Below are 23,798 nucleotides of genomic sequence, written 5' to 3' on the forward strand. Positions count from 1 at the left end.
CGAGGGGCCGAACGCCAGGGGCAAGAGCCCTTGGTTACTTGGGGCTCTTCCAAGTGACTCGCTGTAAGAGCGAAACCCTAGGTGACCGTTACCGCAGGAATGGATATGTACTCCGACAACAAACAATAGGTCGGCTATCAGGACGCCTTCGCCGGCAAGTCGGATCGCCGCACCGCTGGCTCCTACAGGCTGTGCAAGTTGCCGTTACCGAGGAAACGGATATGTACACCATCCCATCCCAATGCGCCTTTACAACACAGCGCGTCTTGCAGCCCACGGATGAACCTGCTCCAACTGGCTCGCCAGGCGCAACAGCACATCTTCACCACCCAGCCGCGCAGTAAACATCATGCCCACCGGCAAGCCGTTGTCACTCTGGCCCAAGGGTAGCGAGATGGCCGGCTGCCCACTGACGTTGGCCAGCGCGGTGAAGCCGGCGCTGCCCATGGCATTGTGGGCGTAGCTCTCCCAGGGTTGATCCAGGGACAACAGGCCGAGCTTCGGCGTCAGGCTGCCGGTGACGGGCGAGAGGATCACGTCGTAGCGTTCGAAGTGCTGCTCCATGGTCGCGCCGATGCTCTCGAACGATTGGCGGGCGCGATACAGGTCCTCCCCACTGGTGCCCTTCGCACGCTCCAGATTGACCAGGGTGATCTTTTCCAGGTCCTGTGCCGTAACCGCGCGTCCGAGCGCCTGTTCACGGTCGTGGATCAGGGTCCGCAGCCCTGTGCCGATCACCGTGCCATGGGCACCGAACAATTGGCGTGGATCGACGTTGAGCGTCAATTCGTCGATCTCGTGCCCCAGGGTCAGCAGTTGCTTGAGGGTCTGCTCCAGCGTGGCGGCGATCGCCGGTTCAAGCGGCGCGCCGGTCATCGATTGACGCACCACGGCCACGCGCAGTTTGCCCGGGTCTTGCTGCAGTTCCTGCACATAGGGTCTTACCAGGGGCGAGCACCAATAGGCGCTGCCCGCTTCATGGCCTTGCCCGATATCGAGGAACAACGCGGTATCGCGCACGGTGCGCGAGACCACATTGGCCGCGCTGGCGCCAAACCAGCCTTCGAAATGCAGCGGTCCGCTGGGGGTGCGATAGCGAGTGGGCTTGAGTCCGACCAGGCCGCAGTACGAGGCCGGAATACGGATCGAACCGCCGCCATCGGTGGCATGGGCCACGGGCACGATCCCCGCCGCTACCGCCGCTGCCGCGCCACCGGAGGAGCCGCCTGCGCTCATGGCCAGGTTCCAGGGGTTATGGGTTTGGCCCCAAGCCAGGGATTCGGTGGTGGTGGTCAAGCCGAACTCGGGGCACGTGGTCTTGCCGAACGGCACCGCACCGGCCTGCTCATAGCGAGCGATCAGGGTGCTGGTGCGGGCGGCGGGCGGTGCGTCCTTGAACATCCGGCTACCGTTGCTGGTGATGGTGCCTTGCAGTGAGGTGTTGAGGTCCTTGATCAGCAGTGGCACACCAGCCAGGGCGCCCTGGTTTTGAGTGCCGGCCGCGCGGCGCTGGGCCATCAAGGCACGGGCGTAGGCTTCGTGCAGCATGTTTACCGCATTGACCCTGGGGTTGACCTCGTTATAGCGAGCAAGCGTCGCCGCCAGCAGGTCCTCGGCACTCAGCTCGCCGCTGCGGATCGCCTGGCTCATGGCCCAGGCATCCATGGCCTGGTAGTCACTGGCCGAAAGCCCTTGCGCGCGGGCGTCGGCAAAACGCCCCAGAAGCCCGACGCCAACCGCCACGGCACCGGCCTTGAGCACGCTGCGGCGCGGCCAGCCGGTGGCGGAGTTTAGTGGTGCGTTTTCTTGGTTATCCATGGTAGTGATCACGCCCTGATTGTGGGTTATTAGAGTATTCAGGCCTTACGCCCTGTGGGAGCGAGCCTGCTCGCGAAAGCGCTGGATCAGTCAACATTGATGTTGAATGTGCTGACCTCTTCGCGAGCAGGCTCGCTCCCACAGGGTTTGTGGTGTTCAAGCGACATTGAAGCGTGCCGACAACTGATCCAGTGCCCGCGCCAGTTGCTCCAGGTCCGCGGCGGCCATCGCGCTGCGCCCGGCGTTGGCCGACAGCGCACCGGTGCCGCTGGAGACACTCTCGACCCTGGCGACCATTTCCCGAGTAACGCGCACCTGTTCGGTGATCAGCGTGGCGATGGTGTCCACGCTGCGGATCACATCATCGGTGCCGCTGCGAATCTGCGCCACCGAATCGCCTGCCTCATGGGCCAGGTTGACGCCGTCACGCACCCGGCTGACCACGCGCCCCATGCCGTCGACCACCGCCAGTGTGCCTTCCTGAATACGCTGCACGGTGAGGTCGATTTCCCCAATGGAACTGGCGGTGCGTTGGGCCAACAGTCGAACCTCGTCGGCTACCACGGCAAACCCGCGCCCCGCCTCGCCGGCCCGTGCGGCCTCGATGGCGGCGTTCAGCGCCAGGAGGTTGGTCTGCTCGGCAATGCTGCGAATCACCTTGAGCACATGGCTGATCTCCCCGGAGAACCCTTCGAGCTGGCGAATGTGCACGGCCGTAGCGCTGATCACGTCGCTGATGCGGTTCATCTCCTGGGCCATGTCACGAATAAACCCCTCGCTCTTGCCCGAACGCTGTGCCGAATGCTGGGTGATGTCGCGAGACACGCCAACCTGATTGTCCACTTCGCCAATCGACCCCGACAGGTCCTCAACCGCCCGGGAAATCCCGCGCACCGCGTCCGCCTGTTGCTGGGTGGCCGTGGAGGCCGACTCCGCCGATTCGGCCATGTGCGCCGCTTCGCGACTGACCCGCTGCACCAACTCGCGCATTTGTGAAATGAGCCCGTGCAGGCTGTCACGCATCAGCGCGATGTCGCGCAGCATCAGTGCGAATTCGTCACCGCCCTTGATCTCGATCGGCTGCACCAGGTCGCCACTGGCGATGGCCCGCACGCTGGCACCCGCCTGGGCAAACGCACGCTTGAGCCGACGCAAAGTGGAAAACGCGGTGAGGCTGCCCGCCAGCCCGCCCACCACCGCCAGCGCCATGTAAGCCAACAGCGTCGAGCGATAACGACGCTGCGCCGCCTCGTAGGCCTGCGAGGCGCTGGCTTTCTGCAGCGCTTGCAGCTTGCTCAGTTCAACCATGGCGGCATTGCCTTCCGGCTCGGCCATGCGCAAATAGGACAGGATGCCCGGCAGGCGAAAATCACCGGCGCGCAAGGAATCGAGGAAGATGCCCAACTCTTCCTGCCAGGCCTGATAGTGTTTATCGAACGCCTCGGCGGCCTGTTGTTCCTCACCGCTCAACGTGCGCAGACGATAGCTCGCCCAGATCTCGGTCAACGCTCGGTCATTGCTCTCGATGGCACTCAGGGTGGCTTCCACCGGGCGGTCGAACGCTGCCACCAGCGGGCCTTCCGGGTCCTGCTGGATCGCCAGCAGGACCTGGCGCCGGCTTTCATCGAGCCGCTGCCTGATGTCGCCGAACATCAACAACGTCGCCAGGTTGTCCTCGTTGATGGCTCGCAGACTGTCGCGCGCCTGCTGCAAGCCATAGGCACCGAACAACACCGCCAGGGCAAACAGCAAGGTGGCCAACAACGCCCAGAGCCACAGGCGCTGGGCGATAGTAATTGCCTTGAACATGATCAATGGCCTGTCTCATGCAGCGGACGGGGTGCGCAAGGCCCCCAACGCTGGAATTAGTCGCGAGTGACGCCGGCCAGCATCGCCGCCAGGTAATGCTCGCCGTAAGGCGGCAACAGACCCCATTCACGGCGCGGGTCGTGGGCCGAGGCCTTGAACACCGTGCGCAGGTGACTGAATTCGAGAAATCCTTCGCGGCCATGGTAATGACCCATGCCCGAGGCGCCGATACCACCGAACGGCGCATCGTGCAGGGCGGCATGCATCATCACGTCGTTGATGGTGACTCCGCCGGACAGGGTGTGCTCCAGCACGTGACGTTGCTCCCGGGCATCCTCGCCGAAGTAGTACAGCGCCAGCGGACGCGGCCTTGCGTTGATTTGCGCGATGACCTGGTCGAGGTCGTCATAACTCAGCACGACCATGGCCGGACCGAAGATTTCCTCATGCATGATCTCGCTGTCCGGGGCCGGGTCCACTACGACTCGCAGCGGGCGACGACGGTCCTGGGCATCCAGTGCCAGGGGTTCGGGCAGGCACTCGATGCGCGCCCCTCGCAACTGCGCGTCCTCGACCAGGCCCTCGACCCGCTCCAGATGACGCTGGTTGACCACCGCCACCACGTCCGGGTTGCCGGCTACCGTCGGGTTGAGGTCGCGATAAGCACTGCGCAGCGCATCGAGGAAGGCTTCGAGTCGGGCCTTGGGTACATACACCAGGTCCGGATTGATGCAGATCTGTCCGCCATTGGTGGACTTGCCTGCGGCGATACTGAACGCCGCTTTGTTCAGGTCGGCAGTGGCCGAAACGATCACCGGTGACTTGCCGCCCAGTTCCAGTGTCACCGGCACCAGGTTTTTCGCGGCATTGCCCATCACTCGCCGGCCGATCGCCGTACTGCCGGTGAACACCAGGTGGTCGAAGGGTTGGCTGCTGAAAGCCTCGCCCAGTTCCGGGCCACCATTGACCACGGCCACCACCAGCGGATCGAGGTGTTCGGTGCACAGGCGCGCCACCAGTGCGGCGGTGCGCGGCACCACTTCCGACGGTTTTAGAATGGCCCGGTTGCCGGCCGCGAGCGCCGAGGCCAGCGGGCTGAACAAGGTGTATAGCGGCGCGTTCCAGGTACCCAGGATGCCCACCGTACCTTTTGGCTGGTGCATGACCCAGGCCCTGGCGCCGAGCTGGTCATAAGGGGAAAACATTTCGCGCGGTTCGTCTTGCATCCACTCTTGCAGATGGTCGCGGGCATATTTGAGTGAAGCCAGGGCGCCGAGCACGTCATTCATCAAGGAAAAACCGGCGGGCCGTCCGCCAAAGTCCTGGTCGATGGCCGTGGTCAATGCCGCATGGTTGTCGACCAGCAGGTCGATCACTTGCTGCAGGCGCTGGCGCCGGGTGTCGGCGCTGACACTGCCGGCGCTGGCGAAGGCCTCTTTCTGGCGCGTCAGCAGGCTGGAAAGGTCTTGGTCGCAAGACATCGTTGAACTCATTGTTATCCCCTTGCAGGTTGGCTCGATGGCCGTTGAGCGCCCGATGCGCCTGGCGCCACCCTAGCCGCGCAGACCGCTGCGCCGCCTCGTCCGATCGGACGAGGCCCTGCATTAGTGTTAGTCCGTTGAGACGATGTTGAACGCCTGCAAACGCCCAATACTGGCCATACGAAAACCTCCACTCCATGAGGCCAGTCATGGCAATGCAAAATATCAGCTTCGATCCCCAGGCCTTCCGTGCCGCACTCGGCACGTTCACCACCGGGGTCACGATCATCACCACCCAGACCGAAGACGGCTCGCCCGTGGGCATCACCGCCAACAGCTTCAACTCGGTGTCGCTCAACCCGCCGCTGGTGCTCTGGAGCTTGTCCAAGCAAGCGCGCAGCCTGCCGATCTTCAGCAGCGGCAAGCATTGGAACGTGCACGTGCTGTCCACGGAGCAAGAAAACCTCTCGGGACGTTTCGCCACCCAGGGCGAAGACAAGTTCGCCGAGATCGAACTGGACAACGGCATCAGCGAGGCGCCATTGCTGCAAGATTGCACCGCGCGTTTCCAGTGCCGCACGGCGTTCCAGTACGAAGGCGGAGACCATGTGATTTTCGTCGGCGAAGTGCTCGCCTTCGATCACAGTGATCGCGCCCCGCTGGCGTTCCAGAGCGGCCAATATGCCCTGGCCACGCGCAAGCCCCGTAGTGAGCTGCGCCTGGCAACCACGCCGCCACCGCCCGAGTGCAGCTACACCGAGGATTTGCTCGGCTACTTGCTGGGGCGCGGGCATTACCAGACACTCAATGCCCTGCGGCAACTGCTGAACAGTCAGCAGCTGGACGAACAATCGTTCTTCGTGCTGTCGATCTTGTGTATTCGCGACGATATGACGCTGGAGGAAATCAACACCTTCGTGACCTACACCGGTCGCGAAGTGACCCTGGCCAGCATGCGGTTTCTCGAGCGCCAGCGCCTGGTGGCCTTCGAGGGTCCGGCGCAATCGCCACGTTTTGTCCTCACGGCCCAAGGCCGAGAAGTGTCCCTGCATCAGCTGGCGCTGGCCAAGGCCGTGGAAGAGGATCTGTCGGCCAAGCTCGGCGCCGCCGATGCGCAAGCCTTGAAAGTCTTGCTCAAGCGCCTGATCGTCGTGAGCGACCCTGGCTTGCCTGATCTGTGGGCACCGCGATGACCGCTCGCGAGGGGACGCTGCCTGCGGCCACGGTCGGTTGGAGTAGCCATGGCCTGCTGTTGCTGCTGGCCTTGGTGTTCGCCGACAACTTCGTCGGGCGACAGATACTCGCAGTCATGGTCGAACCGATCAAAGCCGAGTTCGGCGTCGGCGATACTGCCATCGGCCTGATCTCGGGCCTGGCGTTCGCGGCGGTCTATGCACTCATGGGCCTGCCGGCCGGGCGGCTGGTGGATCGCATGCCGCGTATCCGCCTGCTGGCCATGTCTTGCCTGCTGTGGGCGGTGGCAACCATGGCCTGCGGGTGGGCGGGCAGTTTCCTGGCGCTGGGCATTGCGCGAATGCTGGTTGCCGTCAGCGAATCGCCGACCACGTCGGCGTCGCTGTCGCTGATCGCCGACCTGTATCCGACGCACCGACGCTCATTCGCCATCAGTTGTTTTACCGCCGCACCCACATTTTCCTCGATCATCGGCTTGAGCATCGGCGCCTGGGTGGTCGAGCACTATGGCTGGCGCAGTGCGTTCATTGCGTTGGGGATGCCGGCCCTGGTGTTCTGTACGATCCTGGCCTTCGTCGTGCGCGAACCGCAGCGTGGCCGCTGGGACCTTACGCCACACACCCACACAGCGCCCGCGCTGCTTGGCATGGGTGCCGAAGCCCGCAAGCTCTGGGCATTGCCGGCCTACCGCTGCCTGATCCTCGCTGGCGGACTGACCACGCTCAGTTCCTATGCGATTGCGATGTGGAACACCAGTTTCCTGGTGCGCTCCCACGGTTTGTCACTGCAACACGCCGGCTTGTTGGCGGGCGTGATCTGCGGTACGTCGGCCGGATTCGGTGGCCTGCTCAGTGGTTGGTTGAGTGACCGCCTGTGCCGCCGCGATCCACACTGGCAGGTGTCCATTCCGGTAGTGGGCCATATTGCGGCGACCTGTGCGCTGGTCCCCTATCTGCTGTGGTCCGACTCCGTGCTGGTGCGCCTGGGTGATGTGCCGGTTCCAGGCGCCATGCTCTGGTGTGCGCTCTATGCCTTCTTTTCCGTGTGGTGGGTCGCGCCTTCCTACAACCTCGTCACGCAGCTGGTGCCCGCCGGAAGACGCGGAACTGCAATGGCGCTGCAAACCATCGTCAGCACGCTGCTGGGGATCGGCGTCGGGCCATTGTTGACCGGTTTGTGCAGCGACCTGTTGTTACCGCTGTTCGGCCACGAGTCATTGCGGTATGCGTTGCTGCTGGTGAATCTGCCGGTGATTTGCGCGGTGTTGCTGTTGATGCGCACGGCACACCATGCTGGCAGAACGGGCTATCGCCACGGGGGATAAGTTTGCTCAAGGCCACGCTTTAATTGTCCAGTCGACGGAGCTCCAATGCCAACCAACAGCGCATCAGCCAATCCCGTACACAGCGCCCGCGATCGACTGCTCGACGCGGCACTCGAACTCTTCGCCACACACGGCTACCAGGCTATAGGCTTGCGGGACTTGGCGAGCTACCTGGGGCTGCAGGCCGGATCCCTCTACCATCACATCGAAAACAAACAGGCCCTGTTGTTCGAGCTGATCGAGTCGGCCTTATCGGACTTGCTGCTGGACACGCAGCGGCGAATGAAAGGCGCACGAAGCGCTCGCGGGCGTCTTCAGTCGTTCATTCAAGCCTTCGTCGCCTTCAACTTCAACGAAAAATACAAACTGACCCTGGTTAGCCGCGAGTTCACGAATCTGACTGAAGAACAGAAGCAACAGGTTATCCAGCTGAGAAACGAATACGCCGCTATTTTAAACGCCATCATCACTGACTCGTACGGCGAGAAAGGTGCAGCCGCTCGCGACCTCTGCCCCACCACCAGTGCAGTCGTTGCCATGCTGTTCGGCCAGTCACAGTGGTACACCCTTGAGACAACCGAAGCACAATTGATAAAAACACTCACCGACGTTGTCACATGCATTATCGCGAACAGGCAGAAGACCGACGCAAGTACGACGCGGTCAATTTCCCGGAGCGCTGTCAATTTTCCCCACCCTCCCCGTGATTCGCTTTATCCTTGATGCAAATCCGATGAAAAGCCATGAATCCTGCATACGGCTGCTGACTGTTCCCCATGCGCAAACTTTTGTACCTGACTGTCTCCATGGCGTTGATCGCCGCTCTAACGACCTACGCCATGTGGGCCGCGGATCGCCCGACGGGCCTCTACCTCTCTGACCTGCGAATCGATGTCGCCGTCGACCAGGGCACGCCCGCTGACCGCGGCAATTTGCTGGGCATCCAGCCCGAGCTGTTTCCCACCGACTACCAAAGCCCCGAGCGCTTGCACCGCAAACTCGCCGCCTACTTGCAGACGGCCCGGGATCAGGGGCTGCTGAATGAAAAAACCATCGTCGTATTGCCGGAGCATGTGGGCACCTGGTTGATGGTCAGCGGCGAAAAAGACGAGTTGTACCAGGCCACCACTTTCAAGGAGGCCATGAACTGGCTGGCCGTGAGCAATCCTTTGAAGTTCGTCCGCGCCCTGATTGGCGCCGAAGGCGACAGCCGCATTGAGGACGCGCACCTGCGCATGAAAGCCAAAGGCATGGCCAAGGATTACCAGGCGTTGTTTGGCGGGCTGGCTAAAGAATTTCACGTCACCCTGGTGGCAGGCTCCATCGTGCTGCCCGAGCCCAGTGTCATCGACGGCACGCTGAAAATAGGCCGCGGTGCGTTGTTCAACAGCAGCGTAGTGTTTGGCCGCGATGGCCTGCCAATCGGGCAACCCCAGCGCCAGATGCATCCGGTTTTCGAGCAGCAGGACGCGATCAAGGCCAACGGCGAACATACGCTCAATGTCGTCGACACCCCCGCCGGGCGCCTGGGCGTGCTGATCGGCAGCGACAGCTGGTACCCCGACAACTACCGCAAACTCGACACGCAGCAGGCACAGTTGGTCGCAGTCCCGGCGTTTGTTGCTGGCCGCGGTAGCTGGGACCAGCCGTGGCGTGGCTACAAGGACTCATCGACACCCGGCTCCGTCAGCCTCAAGGCCGGGGAGATCAGTGAAGGACAGGCCTGGCAGCGCCTGAACCTGAGTACTCAGGCACCCGCCAGCCAGGCCATCGCCGGCGTGAGCGTATTCCTGCGCGGACAGTTCTGGGATCAGGGCAGCGCCGGGCAGAGTTTTCTCAGCAGCAACGGCCAGCATTTCGTCGATGGCAAGGCCCGTGGCGCACGCTTGTTGAACCTTTGGCTGTAGGCCATGAAACCCACCCCGATACGCCTGGGAGATCTGTCGGTGGGCTTTGTTCACAGCCTGGCCGACGCCGTGCGCAGCCACGGCACGGATCCGCAGCCACTGCTCGAGCAATATGGCCTTGATACGGCCCGACTGAGTGAAGCCGGTGCCCGTCTCTCGATCCCGCGCTACATGCGCCTGGGCTACGCGGCCATCCAACTGACCGGCAACCCGGCACTCGGCTTGCAAATGGGCCAGCTCAGCCGCCTGAGCCAGGCCGGCCTTGCCGGCGTCACTGCCGCCCAGGCACCGACGGTGCGCGAGGCGGCGCGCTGCCTGATTCGATTCGAAGCCTTGTATGGCTCAAACTATCGCGGTCAATCAAGCTTCCACGAAGACGCTCAGGGTGCCTGGCTGCGCTTCTATTCCATCAGCCCCTACAACAGCTATAACCGCTTCGTGGTGGATTCGATCCTCTGCGGCTGGTTGCATCAGTTGTCCAGCGTCAGCCCTGCCCGGCTGCGTGCCGAACGTATCGACATCGAGTTCGAGGAGCCCGGCTACCGCGCTGCCTATGAGGTTCTGGGCGACTGCCCGATCCAGTTTGGCGCCGAGCACAATCAATTGCGCCTGAGCCTGGCCAGCCTTGCCCAGCGCAATCCCGAGCATTGCCCCAGCACCTGGCGACACCTGCTGCAACTGTGCGAGCGGGAACTGGAGCAATTGACCCACACCCGCAGCCTGCGTGAACGCATCACACAGCTGCTGGGGCCATTGCTTAATGGCGGCCGGGAACCCGACCTGGAAGAAGTGGCAACACGCCTGAAACTGCCGGTGTGGACCTTGCGCCGCAAACTCTCTGAAGAAGGCACGCAATTTCGCGCGATTCTTAACGACACCCGTCGCGACCTGGCCATGACCTATATCCGCGACACTGAGTTGGCGTTCGGAGAAATCGCCTACCTGTTGGGCTTTGCCTCAGCCGAAGCCTTTCAACGCGCCTTCAAGCGCTGGACCGCCCAGACACCCGGCGAGTTTCGCCGCAGTCGCAGGGAAACAGTCGCAGGCAGCAAGCTTTAAAGCTCGGTTGCGTCTTCGGCGGGCTCAGGTGGGTCCAGTTCAAACGCCTGATACTCGAGCAGTTCTTCTTGATAGTCGTCCATTTTCGTATCCCCCACAGCTCATAAAAAAACGTCTGAATAAATGACCAGCGCCTTGAGCCTAAAGTGCCCGCGTGAAAGAAAAATGACGCGGACACGACACTTCGTCGCCTACAGATAAAACGTAGCAGGCGGTGGGGAATTTATCACAGGTTTTTTTCGCTGCAGGCCGCAGGACAACGGCCTGTTTGACGCGGATCAAGCTTTGTTATGGCGAGGGGCCCGGAGCATGAGCTGGCCGGGCCCCATCGCACCCATCACTGGCCGGTGATGGGCATGGCCTGGATCGGTTCCGAAGGTGGCGCCATGTCGCTCGGATTGGCCGGTGGCGTGATCACTTCTTCGGTGGCAGGCGCTGGCGCGGCAGTGGGGCTCGAGGTAATGGGTGCAGCCTCAGGTGGCGGCGCTACCGGCTCGGAAGCGGCCGGGGCAACTTCGGCGGCCTTGGCGGCCTCAGGCGCTGGTGCAGGCTGTGCCGCGGATTCCGGGGCCAATGGCGCTGGCGTGGCCTTGGGCTCGGGCACGCCCAGATCGGTTTTCGGCTTCTCGGGGATGTGCGCCGCTGCCTTCACTTCCTTGGGCAGGAACAGCTCCACCAGGGCGAAGAATCGCTCGTAGAACTTGGCTGAGGTGACGGTTTCGCTGGCAACCTTGACCATCGAGTCGTCGGAGGAGCCGATCGGCATCGATACCGAGCCCAGCACGCCAACACCGAGGCTTGCAGAGTTGTTGGTTTTCTTCAGCGCATACTTGTCCTGAAGGGCATTGGCGAACACGGTGGCATGGTGCGCCGAAGTGCCGTCTTCAGCGCAAACCACACTGAAACTGATCTCCATGTGGTTTTCACCGGTCTGCTGGAAGCTCTTGTGCCCACTGACCAGCTTGGGATCACTGCTGGTGATGATATAGCCCTGGCTCAGCAAGGCCCGACGAGCGGCTTCACAGGAGACCGAGTCGGTCACTGGATAGTTACGGGAAAACGTTCCGGAATCATCGAAGTTCTCATGCTCGTAGATGGCGGCTTTCTTCGACGAACAACCGGCAGCAGCAGCCAGCACCAAGGCCAGCCCGACAACCCGCATGGGAATTGATTTAAACATTGAACATCCTGAGAGAAACGGTTCGGGGCGTATTGTGCAACAGATCGATGCTTAGCGGCGCACCGATTGTGTCTTAAAACAGTTACAAAACTGTTGACCCGATGGTCGGGAGAAAATTGCCTGCGTTGCGCAATGCAGCCGAAAAAAAACCCCGGCCTTGCGGCCGGGGTCTTCTTTTCATGCAAAAAGCTCGTGTCCAGATCAGAAACGCTTGATCTCGGCCTGGCTTTCCAGCTGCTTGCGGTAGGCCGCAAAGTCTTGCTGGCCAACGCGCGAAGCGAGGAAGCGACGGTATTGAGCCTTCTCTTCTTCAGTTGGCATTGCGGCCTCATTCACGCCGTTCAGACGCACGATCATCAGGCTGCCATCAGGCAACGTGACACTGCTGAAGGTCGGCTTGTCCTTGGCGGCAGGCTTTGGCATGCGGAACAACGCTTGCAGCACAGTCGGGTCCAGCCCTTCCTGAGTGCGAGTCGCGGCTTCGGTTACCTTCCAGTTCTGACCCTCGATCGGGCCGTTTAATGGCGTCTTGCCATCGCGCAAGCTGGCAATCAGCTCATCAGCCTTGGTCTTGGCAGCAGCGCTGGCGTGCTCCCTGGCCAATTGCTCGCGGATCGGACCCTCGACCTTTTCCAATGGCAGTTGCGCAGGCTTCAGATGCTCCTTGGCGCGCAACACGATCACGGTTTCGGGGTCGAGTTCGATGGCGGTGCTGTTGGCACCCTCATCCAGTACTTCCGGGCTGAAGGCTGCGGTGACCACGGCACGGTTGGCCGTAATGCCTTCGCCACCTTCGCGGCCGAACGGCTTCGAGGTGTGAACGGTAAGCTTCAAGTCCTGCGCAGGCTGGGCCAGGTCGGACGCTTCGAACGAGGCGTCTTCCAGTTGCTTGGTCGCTTCAACGAAACGCTGCTCGACCTGCTGGGCCTTCAATTCACGGGTCAGCTTGTCTTTCAGGCTGGCGAACGTCGGCACTTCAGGCGCTTCCACACCCAACAGCTTGATCAGGTGGAAACCGAAATCGGTGCGAACCGGCTCGGAAACCTGATCCTTGGCCAACGAGTACAAGGCCTTCTCGAATGCCGGGTCGTAGACGCCAGGACCTGCAAAGCCCAGGTCGCCGCCATTGTTGGCGGAACCCGGGTCCTGGGAGAATTCCTTGGCCAGGGCCTCGAATTGCTCGCCCTTGTTCAGGCGGGCCTGGATCTCGTCGATTTTGGCCTTGGCTTGCGCTTCGGTCGTCTTGTCGTTCACTTCGATCAGAATGTGCGCGGCCCGGCGTTGTTCGGACAGGTTCGCAGTTTCTTTCTGATACGCCGCCTGCAGGTCTTCGTCCTTGACGCTGACCTGATCAAAGAAGGAAGCCTTCTTCAACTCCAGGTAATCGATGACCACCTGATCCGGGGTCATGAATTCCTTGGCGTGCTCGTCGTAGTAGGCCTTGACCTCTTCGTCGGTCAGCTTCACGGCCGTCGGGTCGACCTTGATGCTCAGGGAAGCGAAATCGCGGGTCTGTTTTTCCAGACGGGCAAAGGCCATGACCTGGGCGTCGGTGACGAAACCGCTACCCGCCACACCGGCGCGCAGTTGTCCGATCAGCATTTCCTGAGCCAGCATCTGGCGGAATTGCATGCGGCTGTAGCCCAGTTGACGAATCACCTGGTCGAAACGCTCAGGGCTGAACTTGCCATCCACCTGGAATTCCGGCGTTTGCAGGATGACCTGGTCCAGCGCCGCTTCGGAGAAAGCGAATTTGGAATTTTCTGCGCCTTGCAACAGCAGCTTGCGGTCGATCAGGCCTTTGAGGGCCGATTCGCGCAGCATTTTTTCGTCGAGCAAGGAGGCGTCGAAATCCTTGCCCAGCTGTTGCATGAGTTGACGGCGTTGCATATCGACCGCCTGGCTCAGCTCGTTTTGGCTGATTTCTTCACCATTGACCTTCGCCGCCTCGTTTTTGTGCGTCGTAGCCTGGAAAATGGCGTCGAAACCGGTCAAGGCCATCAGTGCAACGATGACCCCGATAATGGTCTTGGCAATCCAGCCTTGTGAATTGTCCCTGATATTTTGCAGCATGCGTCCCCCATAAACGGTTGAACTTCAAATTAGGCAACCGTGGAGCGTGGGTAGAATCCGGATAGAAGAAAGGCGCATCCGAGGATGCGCCTTCTCGTAACTGGCGGAGCGGACCGATGACTCGACCTTGCGAGCCTCGGTGTCTCGAACCGGCAACCTGCCGGCTGGACTACCGCTCCGCTGCCAGGTCAGGCATGACCCCGACCCGGATAGGCAAAAACCTGATTGGAACTTAGTTGACAGCTTCTTTCAGTGCTTTACCAGCTTTGAAGCCTGGTTTTTTGGCAGCTGCGATTTCCAGTGTCTTACCGGTCTGTGGGTTACGACCGATGCGAGCTGGACGATCAGTTACGGAGAAAGTACCGAAACCAACCAGAACCACGGAGTCGCCGGCCTTGAGAGCGCCAGTGACGGATTCGATTACAGCGTCCAGCGCACGGCCAGCAGCAGCTTTCGGGATATCAGCGGATGCAGCGATAGCATCAATCAGTTCCGACTTGTTCACTCTAAGTCCCCTTATATCTATTTGAGTATGATTCTAAGTTTTTTGGTGAAAGCAAAAACGAGTGCTGAATGGCCTACAGACACTTAAGAGCCGCTTTATAACAAGGGCTCTAAAAAGCTGTCAAGGAAGCCCCCCAGGCAAATACGTACTAATGCGTGCTAATTCTTTCCTTAGAATCCGACTCGCGTTTTTCATCCTTCGCGACTATCTCCGGAGCCACATCCGGCAAGGGCTCCGGGGCGTATTGCAGCGCAATTTGCAGGACCTCGTCAATCCATTTAACTGGTTTAATCTGAAGATCTTGCTTGATATTGTCCGGAATTTCCTTCAAATCGCGAACATTCTCTTCAGGAATGATCACCGTCTTGATTCCGCCACGATGCGCCGCCAGCAGTTTTTCCTTCAAGCCACCGATCGCCAATACCTGGCCACGCAGGGTAATTTCACCCGTCATGGCAACATCAGCGCGTACTGGAATGCCGGTCAGTGCCGACACCAACGCCGTGCACATGCCTACGCCTGCGCTCGGGCCGTCTTTGGGCGTCGCCCCTTCCGGCATGTGGATGTGCGTGTCGCGCTTCTCGTGGAAGTCCAGGGGGATCCCCAGGCTCTTGGCACGGCTGCGAACAACGGTCAGGGCTGCGGTGATCGATTCGACCATCACGTCACCCAGGGAACCGGTCTTGATCAGTTGGCCTTTGCCCGGAACGACAGCCGCTTCAATAGTCAGCAATTCGCCGCCCACCTGAGTCCACGCCAGGCCAGTGACCTGACCGATCTGGTCCTGCTGTTCTGCCAGGCCGTAGCGGAATTTGCGCACGCCCAGGAAGTGCTCGAGCATGTCCGCCGTCACTTTCACCGAGAAGCGTTTTTCCAGCGCATGCTCTTTCACGGCCTTGCGGCAGACCTTGGCAATCTGGCGCTCCAGGCCCCGTACACCGGCTTCGCGGGTGTAGTAGCGGATGATGTCGCGGATCGCTTCGGCGTCGAATTCCAGTTCGCCTTTTTTCAGGCCGTTGGCCGTGATCTGTTTCGGCGAGAGGTATTTGACGGCGATGTTGATCTTCTCGTCTTCCGTGTAACCGGGCAGGCGAATGACTTCCATCCGATCAAGCAGCGCGGGTGGAATGTTCATGGAGTTGGAGGTGCACAGGAACATCACGTCTGACAGGTCGTAGTCGACTTCCAGATAGTGATCGTTGAAGTTGTGGTTCTGCTCGGGATCGAGCACTTCCAGCAACGCCGACGCTGGATCGCCACGCATGTCGCTGCCCATCTTGTCGATTTCATCGAGCAGGAACAGCGGGTTGCGCACACCCACTTTTGTCATCTTTTGAATCAATCTTCCTGGCATCGAACCGATATAAGTCCGGCGATGACCACGAATTTCCGCTTCATCGCGTACGCCGCCGAGGGCCATTCGCACGAATTTACGGTTGGTGGCGTGTGCAATGGACTCCGCCAGCGACGTTTTACCCACTCCAGGAGGACCCACCAGGCACAATACCGGACCACGGATCTTCTTCACGCGCTTCTGCACGGCGAGGTATTCGAGAATCCGTTCCTTCACCTCTTCGAGGCCGTAGTGATCGGCGTCGAGGATGTCTTCTGCGCGAGCCAGGTCAAGGCGCACCTTGCTCTGTGCCTTCCACGGCACCTGGACCAGCCAGTCGATATAGGAACGGACCACCGTCGCTTCGGCAGACATCGGCGACATTTGCTTGAGCTTGTTCAGCTCGGCGGTCGCCTTGGCGAGCGCGTCTTTTGGCAGGCCTGCGGCATCGATGCGCTTTTTCAGCTCTTCGACTTCGTTATGCCCTTCGTCGCTGTCACCGAGCTCTTTCTGAATGGCCTTCATCTGCTCATTCAGGTAGTACTCGCGCTGACTGCGCTCCATTTGTTTCTTGACACGACCGCGAATGCGTTTTTCGACCTGCAGCAGGTCGATCTCGGCATCCAGCAACGCCAGCACGTGCTCGACACGGGCCGACAAATCGATGATTTCGAGGATTTCCTGCTTCTGCTCGATTTTCAGCGCCATGTGCGCGGCCATGGTGTCGACCAGGCGGCCTGGCTCATCGATGCTGTTGAGCGACGACAGGACCTCGGCAGGGACTTTCTTGCCCAACTGCACATATTGTTCGAACTGCGACAGCAGGCTGCGGACAAACACCTCCGACTCACGCTCTGGCGCATCGACCTCGTCGATCAACGAGACTTCGGCGCGGCAGTGGCCATCCACTTCGCTGAAGCGTTCCACGGCACCCCGTTGCTCGCCTTCGACCAGAACCTTGACCGTGCCGTCAGGCAGCTTGAGCAGCTGCAGGACGGTCGCAATCGTACCCACGCGATAAAGTGCGTCTTCACCGGGATCGTCGTCAGCAGGGTTTCTCTGGGCCAGCAGAAGGATCTGCTTGTCGCCCGTCATCGCTGCCTCGAGGGCTTCGATGGATTTCTCGCGCCCCACGAACAGCGGGATAACCATGTGCGGATAAACCACGACATCACGCAATGGCAGGAGAGGCAATTCGATGGTTGTCTTCATGATTTCGCCTCTACGGCGGCCATAAGGCCGGAAACAGATGGAAGTAAGCTTGAAACCAAGATGGGGGCTGCCTTCAAAAAAAACAAGCACAAAGACAGCGTTAAAACCTGGAAAAAACAAAGGGGCCCGAAGGCCCCTTCTTTGTACCGACTGCGCGACGCTTAGGCGTCTGGCGCGGCCTTGGCAGCAGGCTCACTGTTTTCGTAGATATACAGTGGCTTGGACTTGCCTTCTATGACGCTTTCGTCGATGACTACTTTACTCACCTCGGACTGCGAGGGGATTTCATACATGGTGTCGAGCAACACACCTTCGAGAATCGAACGCAGGCCACGGGCACCGGTCTTGCGTTCCAGTGCGCGTTTTGCGACCGATTTCAATGCGTCGGCCCGGAATTCCAGGTCCACGCCTTCCATCTCGAACAGCTTGGCGTATTGCTTGGTCAGCGCATTTTTCGGCTCGGTGAGGATCTGCATCAAGGCAGCTTCATCAAGCTCGTCCAGCGTAGCCAGGACCGGCAGGCGACCGACGAATTCCGGAATCAGACCGAACTTGACCAGATCGTCAGGCTCGACTTCACGCAGGGACTCTCCGACTTTCTTGCCTTCTTCCTTGCTGCGAACTTCCGCGTTGAAACCGATGCCGCCCTTGGTGGAACGGTTTTGAATAACCTTTTCCAGACCGGAGAACGCACCACCGCAGATGAACAGGATGTTACGGGTGTCGACCTGAAGGAATTCCTGCTGCGGATGCTTGCGACCACCTTGAGGCGGAACGGAAGCCACCGTGCCTTCGATCAACTTGAGCAGGGCCTGCTGTACGCCTTCACCGGAAACGTCCCGGGTGATCGACGGGTTGTCAGACTTGCGCGAAATCTTGTCGATTTCGTCGATGTAGACAATGCCCATCTGGGCTTTTTCCACGTCGTAATCGCACTTCTGCAGCAGCTTCTGAATGATGTTCTCGACATCTTCACCCACATAACCCGCCTCGGTGAGGGTGGTTGCGTCGGCGATGGTGAACGGAACGTTCAGCAAGCGGGCCAGTGTTTCGGCAAGCAGGGTCTTACCCGAGCCTGTCGGGCCGATCAGCAAGATGTTGCTCTTGCCGAGTTCGACGTCGTCATTCTTCTTGTCACGCTGGTTCAGGCGCTTGTAGTGGTTGTACACCGCTACGGCCAGAACCTTTTTCGCACGCTCCTGACCAATCACGTATTGATCAAGGATGCCGCTGATTTCTTTAGGCGAAGGCAATTTATGCGCGCTGCTTTCGGCCTGGGCTTCCTGCACCTCCTCACGGATGATGTCATTGCACAGGTCGACGCACTCGTCGCAGATAAAGACCGAGGGGCCGGCAATCAATTTGCGCACTTCATGCTGGCTTTTGCCACAGAAGGAGCAATAGAGCAGCTTGCCGTTGTCCTCGCCGTTGCGGGTGTCAGTCATTCGTTCGATCCAAATCCGATAGGCTTGCAACACAAGATGAAGGCTATTGCGGGCTTTTTCAAGCCCGCCGGTGATCAGACTTGCCGACCAGCCTTGTTTTGAGCTGCTTATTTAAGCGGGGCGCTGGTTGATCACTTCATCGATCAACCCGTACTCACGCGCGGCTTCTGCACTCATGAAGTTATCGCGGTTGGTATCGCGCTCGATTTCTTCAAGGGTGCGCCCGCTGTGCTTGGCCATCAGCGTGTTGAGACGCTCACGAATGAAGAGAATTTCCTTGGCGTGGATTTCGATGTCCGACGCCTGGCCCTGGAAACCGCCCAGAGGCTGGTGAATCATCACACGCGAGTTCGGCAGGCAGTAACGCTTGCCTTTGGCACCGGCCGTCAGCAGGAACGCACCCATGCTGCACGCTTGGCCGATACAGGTGGTCGACACGTTGGGCTTGATGAACTGCATGGTGTCATAGATCGACATGCCCGCCGTCACCGAACCGCCCGGGGAGTTGATATAGAGATGGATGTCCTTGTCCGGGTTTTCCGCTTCAAGGAACAGCAGTTGCGCACAGATCAGGTTGGCCATGTAGTCCTCTACGGGGCCCACCAGAAAGATCACTCGCTCCTTGAGGAGGCGCGAGTAGATGTCGTAGGCGCGCTCGCCACGAGCGGACTGCTCGACAACCATCGGGACCAGGCCGCCTGCGGCCTGGATATCAGAGTTCTGCTGAATATACGAATTACGGAACATGCTCTGCAGTCACTCCCAAATAGTTATGTCTTGAATACGCATAAGCCAGCTCGAGAGCTGGCTTATGGTGTGTGCTTCTTAGCGCAAAAATGATCAGTCGGCTTGTGGAGCTTCTACCGGCTTGACCGCTTCTTCGTAAGAGACCGATTTGTCGGTCACGCTAGCTTTCTGCAGAACAGTATCCACAACTTGCTCTTCCAGCACAACCGAACGAACTTCGTTCAGTTGCTGGTCGTTCTTGTAGTACCAGGACACAACTTGCTCAGGCTCCTGATAAGCCGAAGCCATTTCCTGAATCATCTCGCGAACGCGGGCTTCGTCAGGCTTCAGGTCGAATTGCTTGACCACTTCAGCCACGATCAGGCCCAGGACAACACGGCGCTTGGCTTGCTCTTCGAACAGCTCGGCCGGCAGTTGGTCAGGCTTGATGTTGCCACCGAACTGCTGAACAGCCTGCACGCGCAGACGGTCAACTTCGTTGGACAGCAGAGCCTTTGGCACTTCGATCGGGTTGGTGGCCAGCAGACCGTCCATAACCTGATTCTTGACCTTGGATTTGATCGCCTGACGCAGTTCGCGCTCCATGTTCTTGCGAACTTCGGCGCGGAAGCCTTCCAGACCGGTTTCCTTGATGCCGAACTGCGCGAAGAACTCTTCGTTCAGCTCAGGCAGTTTTGGCTCGGATACGGTGTTGACGGTCACAGTGAACTCGGCGGTTTTGCCAGCCAGGTCCAGATTCTGATAGTCCTCTGGGAAAGTCAGGTTCAGGACGCGCACTTCACCGGCTTTAGCGCCAACCAGGCCATCTTCGAAGCCTGGGATCATGCGGCCGGAGCCCAGCACCAGCTGGGTGCCCTTGGCGGAACCGCCAGCGAATACTTCACCGTCGACCTTGCCTTCGAAATCGATGTTCAGCTGGTCTTCGTTCTGGGCAGCGCGATCGGCCACTTCGAAACGGGTGTTCTGCTTGCGCAGGATGTCCAGCATCTTGTCCAGATCGGCATCAGCCACGTCAGCGCTCAGGCGCTCTACGGTGATACCTTCGAAACCGGCAACGGTGAACTCAGGGAACACTTCGAATACAGCGACGTATTCCAGGTCCTTGCCTGCTTCCAGGGATTTAGGCTCGATCGAAGGCGAACCCGCCGGGTTCAGCTTCTGCTCAACCACAGCTTCGTAGAAGGAAGACTGGATGACGTCGCCTACCGCTTCCTGGCGAGCTTCAGCGCCAAAACGACGCTTGATTTCGCTCATTGGCACTTTGCCTGGACGGAAGCCAGCAATCTTGGCCTTTTGGGCAGTCTGCTGCAGACGCTTGTTGACCTGAGTCTCGATGCGCTCAGCCGGCACGGTGATGCTCATGCGGCGCTCAAGAGCAGAAGTATTTTCAACAGAAACTTGCATGGATATTCCTCGTTGCACAGACGTTAGCCGGCCGTTTCCGACCCCAGAATCAAGGGCATGCATTCTAGTGGGTCAAACTAAAGAAGTCACCCTACTGAAAACGGGTAAAAACGCAGCAGGCAATTTATAGGTGCGAATGCACGAGTGCACCTCGCCCCGGTGGCAAATACAGCCAATCACGCCAAGGCTCTGCGCCAACCCTTCCTTATAGGGAGGAGGTTGCCAATCATTTCCCTGACAGCCGATCTTGCGAACAAGGCCGGCGGGCAGCACGGCATCATCGGGAAACATAAAAACGACGAAACGCCCTGCCCTTGCGACCCGGAACCGGCGGTCGCTGAAACCGCTGAAACAAAAAAGGCGCCAGACTATTAATCTGGCGCCTTTTCGAAATATGGGGTGGACGATGGGGATCGAACCCACGACAACGGGAGTCACAATCCCGTGCTCTACCAACTGAGCTACGCCCACCATATTGCGTGCCAAAGAAGCCAAATCACTTCTTTGTTGAACCTCAACCAGGCCAGGCGGCATGGACGAAGTCTTGTTTGGTGCGGATGAAGAGACTCGAACTCTTACGCCTCGCGGCGCTGGAACCTAAATCCAGTGTGTCTACCAATTCCACCACATCCGCGAGATGAAGCCTTAAAGCAAAGGCGCCAGATTGTTAATCTGGCGCCCTTCGAAATATGGGGTGGACGATGGGGATCGAACCCACGACAACGGGAGTCACAATCCCGTGCTCTACCAACTGAGCTACGCCCACCATATCGCGCTACTTGTGCCAAAGCTGCCTAATGGCGCACCCGGCAGGACTCGAACCTGCGACCATCCGCTTAGAAGGCGGATGCTCTATCCAGCTGAGCTACGGGCGCCTTGTTAATCTGTACTCTTGGAGGACTACAAACTAAGTGCTTTTCAGTTTTGCAGAACCGCAATCCCGCTCAACCTTCTCAACCAGTGCTAGGCTGTGCCCGACAAGTGCGACGAATAGTATAGAGCCCCCTGCAGGTCGTCAAATCCTTTTTGAAAAAAATTCATTTAATTAAAGGGGTTAGCGGAATTTGCAGACCAAGCGCCTTTGCCCTCACCGCATGACATGCGAGAATACGCTCTCTTTTTTTCCCCTCTCGATGGTTAATCACGCGCAATGACTGCACAACTTATCGACGGCAAATCGATCGCCGCCAGCCTGCGCCAGCAGATCGCCCAACGCGTCAACGAGCGTCGCCAGCAAGGCCTGCGCACGCCCGGCCTCGCGGTGATCCTGGTCGGCAGCGATCCTGCCTCTCAGGTTTATGTCTCGCACAAGCGTAAAGACTGTGAAGAGGTCGGCTTCCTGTCCCAGGCCTATGACCTGCCTTCCGACACCACTCAGCAAGCGCTGGCCGACCTGATCGATCGCCTCAATGACGATCCGGCGATTGATGGCGTCCTACTTCAACTTCCTCTTCCCGAACACCTGGACGCTTCCAAATTGCTGGAGCGCATTCGTCCGGATAAAGACGTCGATGGCTTCCATCCTTACAACGTCGGTCGCCTGGCCCAACGCATCCCGTTGCTGCGCCCATGCACGCCAAAAGGCATCATGACCTTGCTGGAAAGCACCGGTGCCAACCTGTACGGGATGAACGCGGTAGTGGTCGGCGCTTCCAATATCGTCGGACGCCCGATGGCAATGGAATTGCTACTGGCCGGTTGCACCGTGACCGTGACCCACCGCTTCACCAATGACCTGGCCGATCATGTCGGCCGCGCCGACCTGGTGGTGGTCGCTGCCGGCAAGCCAGGACTGGTAAAAGGTGAGTGGATCAAGGAAGGCGCGATCGTGATCGACGTCGGCATCAACCGCCAGGAAGACGGCAAGCTGGTGGGTGACGTGATCTATGAAACCGCCCTGCCCCGCGCCGGGTGGATCACTCCAGTGCCAGGTGGCGTCGGCCCAATGACTCGCGCCTGCCTTCTGGAAAACACGCTGTACGCCGCAGAAACCCTGCACAGCTGAGGCTTAAGGCAACGGTCACCCGCGACACAAGGAACCCCGCCCATGGCGGGGTTCTTTTTTGCCCGTGAAACCGGATCGACCATCCGCCGGAAAGTGACTTTTTTTTCATGTTTACAGGGTCTTTCACCCCGTCCTCGAACAACCATCGACAGTTATTCAGCCATACTCCAGAATGTCGCGCTTTTTAAGAAATAGCCCGTTACAAAACGGCTTATCAACACATCATTGAGTCTGCCAGCGTGAAAATCCGTCTTTCCATCCTGAGCCTATTTTTTGCAGTTACAGGGACTTTCATCACGCCAATCGCCACCGCGGGCGACACCACCACCGCGGCGCCTCGAGACACCTCGCAACTCAAACTCGCTTCCGGCAGCTCCTTGTTGCTGGACATGCAGACCAACAAAATCATCTATGCCAGCAATCCGGACGTCGTCGTCCCTATCGCTTCCGTCAGCAAGCTGATGACCGGCCTGGTCGTGGTTGAAGCCCGGCAGAACATGGACGAATACATCAACATCAACATCAGCGACACGCCGGAAATGAAGGGTGTGTACTCCCGGGTAAAACTCCGGAGCGAACTGCCGCGCCGGGAAATGTTGCTGATTGCCTTGATGTCTTCCGAAAACCGTGCCGCCGCGAGCCTGGCCCATCATTATCCAGGCGGCTATGCCGCGTTCATTGCCGCTATGAACGCCAAGGCCCGAGCCCTGGGAATGACCAATACACATTTCGTCGAGCCGACCGGCCTCTCCGCGCGTAACGTTTCGACCGCGCGCGACCTGAGCAAACTGTTGATCGCCGCACACAAATACCCGCTGCTGACAGAGCTGAGCACAACCAAGGAAAAAACCGTCACCTTCCGTAAACCCGTCTATAGCCTGGGTTTTCGCAATACCGACCATTTGGTTCGCAAGCCAGACTGGGATATCCAGTTGACCAAGACCGGTTTTACCAACGAAGCAGGTCATTGCCTGGTGCTGGTGACCCGGATGAGTAATCGTCCGGTTGCCCTGGTGCTCCTGGACGCCTATGGCAAGTACACACACTTTGCCGACGCCGCCCGCATCCGCAATTGGGTCGAAACCGGCAAGAGCGCCGCCGTGGCTTCTGCGGCCTTGCAATACAAATCGGACAAGAACCTCAAGCAGCGCCAGAGTGGTGTTGTTGAGGCTTCGAAGTAAGCAGGCAATGGGTGATTGAACACATATGATCGTTCCCACGCAGAGCGTCACTAGTGTCCGGTAAAAACCGAAGGGGGAGCTTGCTCCCCCTTGCTGTTGGCGGCCGTCAGTCATAATCGGA

17 protein-coding genes and 5 tRNA genes are annotated in these 23,798 nt (G+C 59.4%); 7 read left to right on the plus strand and 15 right to left on the minus strand.

The features are described 5' to 3' along the window. Positions 1-249 precede the first annotated feature (249 nt). From AC1Q8Q_RS30220 to AC1Q8Q_RS30230, 3 genes are all read right to left on the minus strand, one after another. The gene (locus AC1Q8Q_RS30220; RefSeq protein WP_168758590.1) at positions 250-1,818 is read right to left on the minus strand and encodes an amidase; all 1,569 of its coding nucleotides are present in this window, start codon (positions 1,816-1,818) and stop codon (positions 250-252) included. A 156-nt stretch (positions 1,819-1,974) separates the two neighbouring features. Beyond that, entirely contained in the window at positions 1,975-3,627 is a 1,653-nt protein-coding gene (locus AC1Q8Q_RS30225) for a methyl-accepting chemotaxis protein (protein ID WP_168758591.1), read from the minus strand. 56 nt (positions 3,628-3,683) lie between these two features. Next, on the minus strand, positions 3,684-5,147 hold the full coding sequence (locus tag AC1Q8Q_RS30230) for a coniferyl aldehyde dehydrogenase (protein ID WP_492615879.1): 1,464 nt from the start codon (positions 5,145-5,147) through the stop codon (positions 3,684-3,686). Positions 5,148-5,317: 170 nt separating this feature from the next. Here AC1Q8Q_RS30230 and AC1Q8Q_RS30235 point away from each other — a divergent pair, with 170 nt between their 5' ends. Genes AC1Q8Q_RS30235 through AC1Q8Q_RS30255 form a run of 5 tightly spaced genes read left to right on the plus strand, consistent with a single transcriptional unit; the run spans position 5,318 to position 10,592 of the window. Continuing rightward, a complete protein-coding gene (locus tag AC1Q8Q_RS30235) occupies positions 5,318-6,301 on the plus strand; it encodes a flavin reductase family protein (RefSeq protein WP_020800912.1) in 984 nt (327 codons plus the stop codon). Further along, positions 6,298-7,626 (plus strand): spinster family MFS transporter, encoded by a 1,329-nt coding sequence (locus tag AC1Q8Q_RS30240; protein ID WP_083349434.1) that lies wholly within the window; start codon positions 6,298-6,300, stop codon positions 7,624-7,626. Before AC1Q8Q_RS30235 ends, AC1Q8Q_RS30240 begins: the two co-directional genes overlap by 4 nt. Positions 7,627-7,671: 45 nt before the next feature. Further along, positions 7,672-8,349, plus strand: coding sequence for a TetR/AcrR family transcriptional regulator (locus tag AC1Q8Q_RS30245; RefSeq protein WP_492615875.1), 678 nt, complete (start codon positions 7,672-7,674; stop codon positions 8,347-8,349). A 53-nt stretch (positions 8,350-8,402) separates the two neighbouring features. Then, positions 8,403-9,533, plus strand: a complete 1,131-nt coding sequence (locus AC1Q8Q_RS30250) for a carbon-nitrogen hydrolase family protein (protein ID WP_492615876.1) — start codon at positions 8,403-8,405, stop codon at positions 9,531-9,533. A 3-nt stretch (positions 9,534-9,536) separates the two neighbouring features. After that, the gene (locus AC1Q8Q_RS30255; RefSeq protein WP_492615877.1) at positions 9,537-10,592 is read left to right on the plus strand and encodes an AraC family transcriptional regulator; all 1,056 of its coding nucleotides are present in this window, start codon (positions 9,537-9,539) and stop codon (positions 10,590-10,592) included. 337 nt (positions 10,593-10,929) lie between these two features. Here the strand turns inward: AC1Q8Q_RS30255 and AC1Q8Q_RS30260 are convergent, their stop codons facing one another. The 12 genes from AC1Q8Q_RS30260 to AC1Q8Q_RS30315 form a co-directional block, all read right to left on the minus strand. Continuing rightward, entirely contained in the window at positions 10,930-11,772 is an 843-nt protein-coding gene (locus tag AC1Q8Q_RS30260) for a DUF2242 domain-containing protein (protein WP_020800917.1), read from the minus strand. Positions 11,773-11,973: 201 nt separating this feature from the next. Continuing rightward, on the minus strand, positions 11,974-13,845 hold the full coding sequence (locus AC1Q8Q_RS30265) for a SurA N-terminal domain-containing protein (protein ID WP_492615878.1): 1,872 nt from the start codon (positions 13,843-13,845) through the stop codon (positions 11,974-11,976). 101 nt (positions 13,846-13,946) lie between these two features. Then, positions 13,947-14,024, minus strand: a tRNA-Leu gene (locus tag AC1Q8Q_RS30270). Between the two features lie 53 nt (positions 14,025-14,077). Next, a complete protein-coding gene (locus tag AC1Q8Q_RS30275) occupies positions 14,078-14,350 on the minus strand; it encodes an HU family DNA-binding protein (protein WP_002552737.1) in 273 nt (90 codons plus the stop codon). Between the two features lie 148 nt (positions 14,351-14,498). After that, a complete protein-coding gene (lon, locus tag AC1Q8Q_RS30280) occupies positions 14,499-16,895 on the minus strand; it encodes an endopeptidase La (protein WP_033040883.1) in 2,397 nt (798 codons plus the stop codon). Positions 16,896-17,056: 161 nt separating this feature from the next. Beyond that, positions 17,057-18,340, minus strand: a complete 1,284-nt coding sequence (clpX, locus tag AC1Q8Q_RS30285; protein ID WP_007946893.1) for an ATP-dependent Clp protease ATP-binding subunit ClpX — start codon at positions 18,338-18,340, stop codon at positions 17,057-17,059. Positions 18,341-18,451: 111 nt separating this feature from the next. After that, positions 18,452-19,087, minus strand: coding sequence for an ATP-dependent Clp endopeptidase proteolytic subunit ClpP (clpP, locus tag AC1Q8Q_RS30290; RefSeq protein WP_008062468.1), 636 nt, complete (start codon positions 19,085-19,087; stop codon positions 18,452-18,454). Between the two features lie 93 nt (positions 19,088-19,180). Continuing rightward, positions 19,181-20,491 carry a trigger factor gene (tig, locus tag AC1Q8Q_RS30295; protein ID WP_020800921.1) on the minus strand — a complete coding sequence of 437 codons (1,311 nt, stop codon included), beginning with the start codon at positions 20,489-20,491 and terminating at the stop codon, positions 19,181-19,183. Positions 20,492-20,886: 395 nt separating this feature from the next. Next, positions 20,887-20,962: transfer RNA gene (locus AC1Q8Q_RS30300), tRNA-His, on the minus strand. A gap of 78 nt (positions 20,963-21,040) precedes the next feature. Then, positions 21,041-21,125 (minus strand) — tRNA-Leu (locus AC1Q8Q_RS30305). Positions 21,126-21,181: 56 nt separating this feature from the next. Further along, positions 21,182-21,257: transfer RNA gene (locus tag AC1Q8Q_RS30310), tRNA-His, on the minus strand. Between the two features lie 32 nt (positions 21,258-21,289). Further along, positions 21,290-21,366 (minus strand) — tRNA-Arg (locus AC1Q8Q_RS30315). Positions 21,367-21,641: 275 nt separating this feature from the next. Between AC1Q8Q_RS30315 and folD the strand changes: the two genes are divergently transcribed. Both folD and pbpG read left to right on the plus strand, forming a co-directional pair. Beyond that, positions 21,642-22,496, plus strand: a complete 855-nt coding sequence (gene folD, locus AC1Q8Q_RS30320) for a bifunctional methylenetetrahydrofolate dehydrogenase/methenyltetrahydrofolate cyclohydrolase FolD (protein ID WP_020800923.1) — start codon at positions 21,642-21,644, stop codon at positions 22,494-22,496. Positions 22,497-22,735: 239 nt separating this feature from the next. After that, the gene (pbpG, locus tag AC1Q8Q_RS30325) at positions 22,736-23,677 is read left to right on the plus strand and encodes a D-alanyl-D-alanine endopeptidase (protein ID WP_020800924.1); all 942 of its coding nucleotides are present in this window, start codon (positions 22,736-22,738) and stop codon (positions 23,675-23,677) included. Positions 23,678-23,798 lie beyond the last annotated feature (121 nt).

The sequence above is a fragment of the Pseudomonas sp. GW823-FHT06B06 genome (assembly GCF_058795195.1).

Excerpts from the sequence above, each read along its gene's own strand:
- AC1Q8Q_RS30245 (WP_492615875.1), top strand. The coding sequence starts at position 7,672 with ATGCCAACCAACAGCGCATCAGCCAATCCCGTACACAGCGCCCGCGAT.
- AC1Q8Q_RS30225 (WP_168758591.1), bottom strand. The coding sequence starts at position 3,627 with ATGTTCAAGGCAATTACTATCGCCCAGCGCCTGTGGCTCTGGGCGTTG.
- clpP (WP_008062468.1), bottom strand. The coding sequence starts at position 19,087 with ATGTTCCGTAATTCGTATATTCAGCAGAACTCTGATATCCAGGCCGCA.
- AC1Q8Q_RS30265 (WP_492615878.1), bottom strand. The coding sequence starts at position 13,845 with ATGCTGCAAAATATCAGGGACAATTCACAAGGCTGGATTGCCAAGACC.
- lon (WP_033040883.1), bottom strand. The coding sequence starts at position 16,895 with ATGAAGACAACCATCGAATTGCCTCTCCTGCCATTGCGTGATGTCGTG.
- clpX (WP_007946893.1), bottom strand. The coding sequence starts at position 18,340 with ATGACTGACACCCGCAACGGCGAGGACAACGGCAAGCTGCTCTATTGC.
- AC1Q8Q_RS30260 (WP_020800917.1), bottom strand. The coding sequence starts at position 11,772 with ATGTTTAAATCAATTCCCATGCGGGTTGTCGGGCTGGCCTTGGTGCTG.
- AC1Q8Q_RS30250 (WP_492615876.1), top strand. The coding sequence starts at position 8,403 with ATGCGCAAACTTTTGTACCTGACTGTCTCCATGGCGTTGATCGCCGCT.
- AC1Q8Q_RS30235 (WP_020800912.1), top strand. The coding sequence starts at position 5,318 with ATGGCAATGCAAAATATCAGCTTCGATCCCCAGGCCTTCCGTGCCGCA.
- AC1Q8Q_RS30255 (WP_492615877.1), top strand. The coding sequence starts at position 9,537 with ATGAAACCCACCCCGATACGCCTGGGAGATCTGTCGGTGGGCTTTGTT.
- tig (WP_020800921.1), bottom strand. The coding sequence starts at position 20,491 with ATGCAAGTTTCTGTTGAAAATACTTCTGCTCTTGAGCGCCGCATGAGC.
- AC1Q8Q_RS30240 (WP_083349434.1), top strand. The coding sequence starts at position 6,298 with ATGACCGCTCGCGAGGGGACGCTGCCTGCGGCCACGGTCGGTTGGAGT.
- folD (WP_020800923.1), top strand. The coding sequence starts at position 21,642 with ATGACTGCACAACTTATCGACGGCAAATCGATCGCCGCCAGCCTGCGC.
- AC1Q8Q_RS30220 (WP_168758590.1), bottom strand. The coding sequence starts at position 1,818 with ATGGATAACCAAGAAAACGCACCACTAAACTCCGCCACCGGCTGGCCG.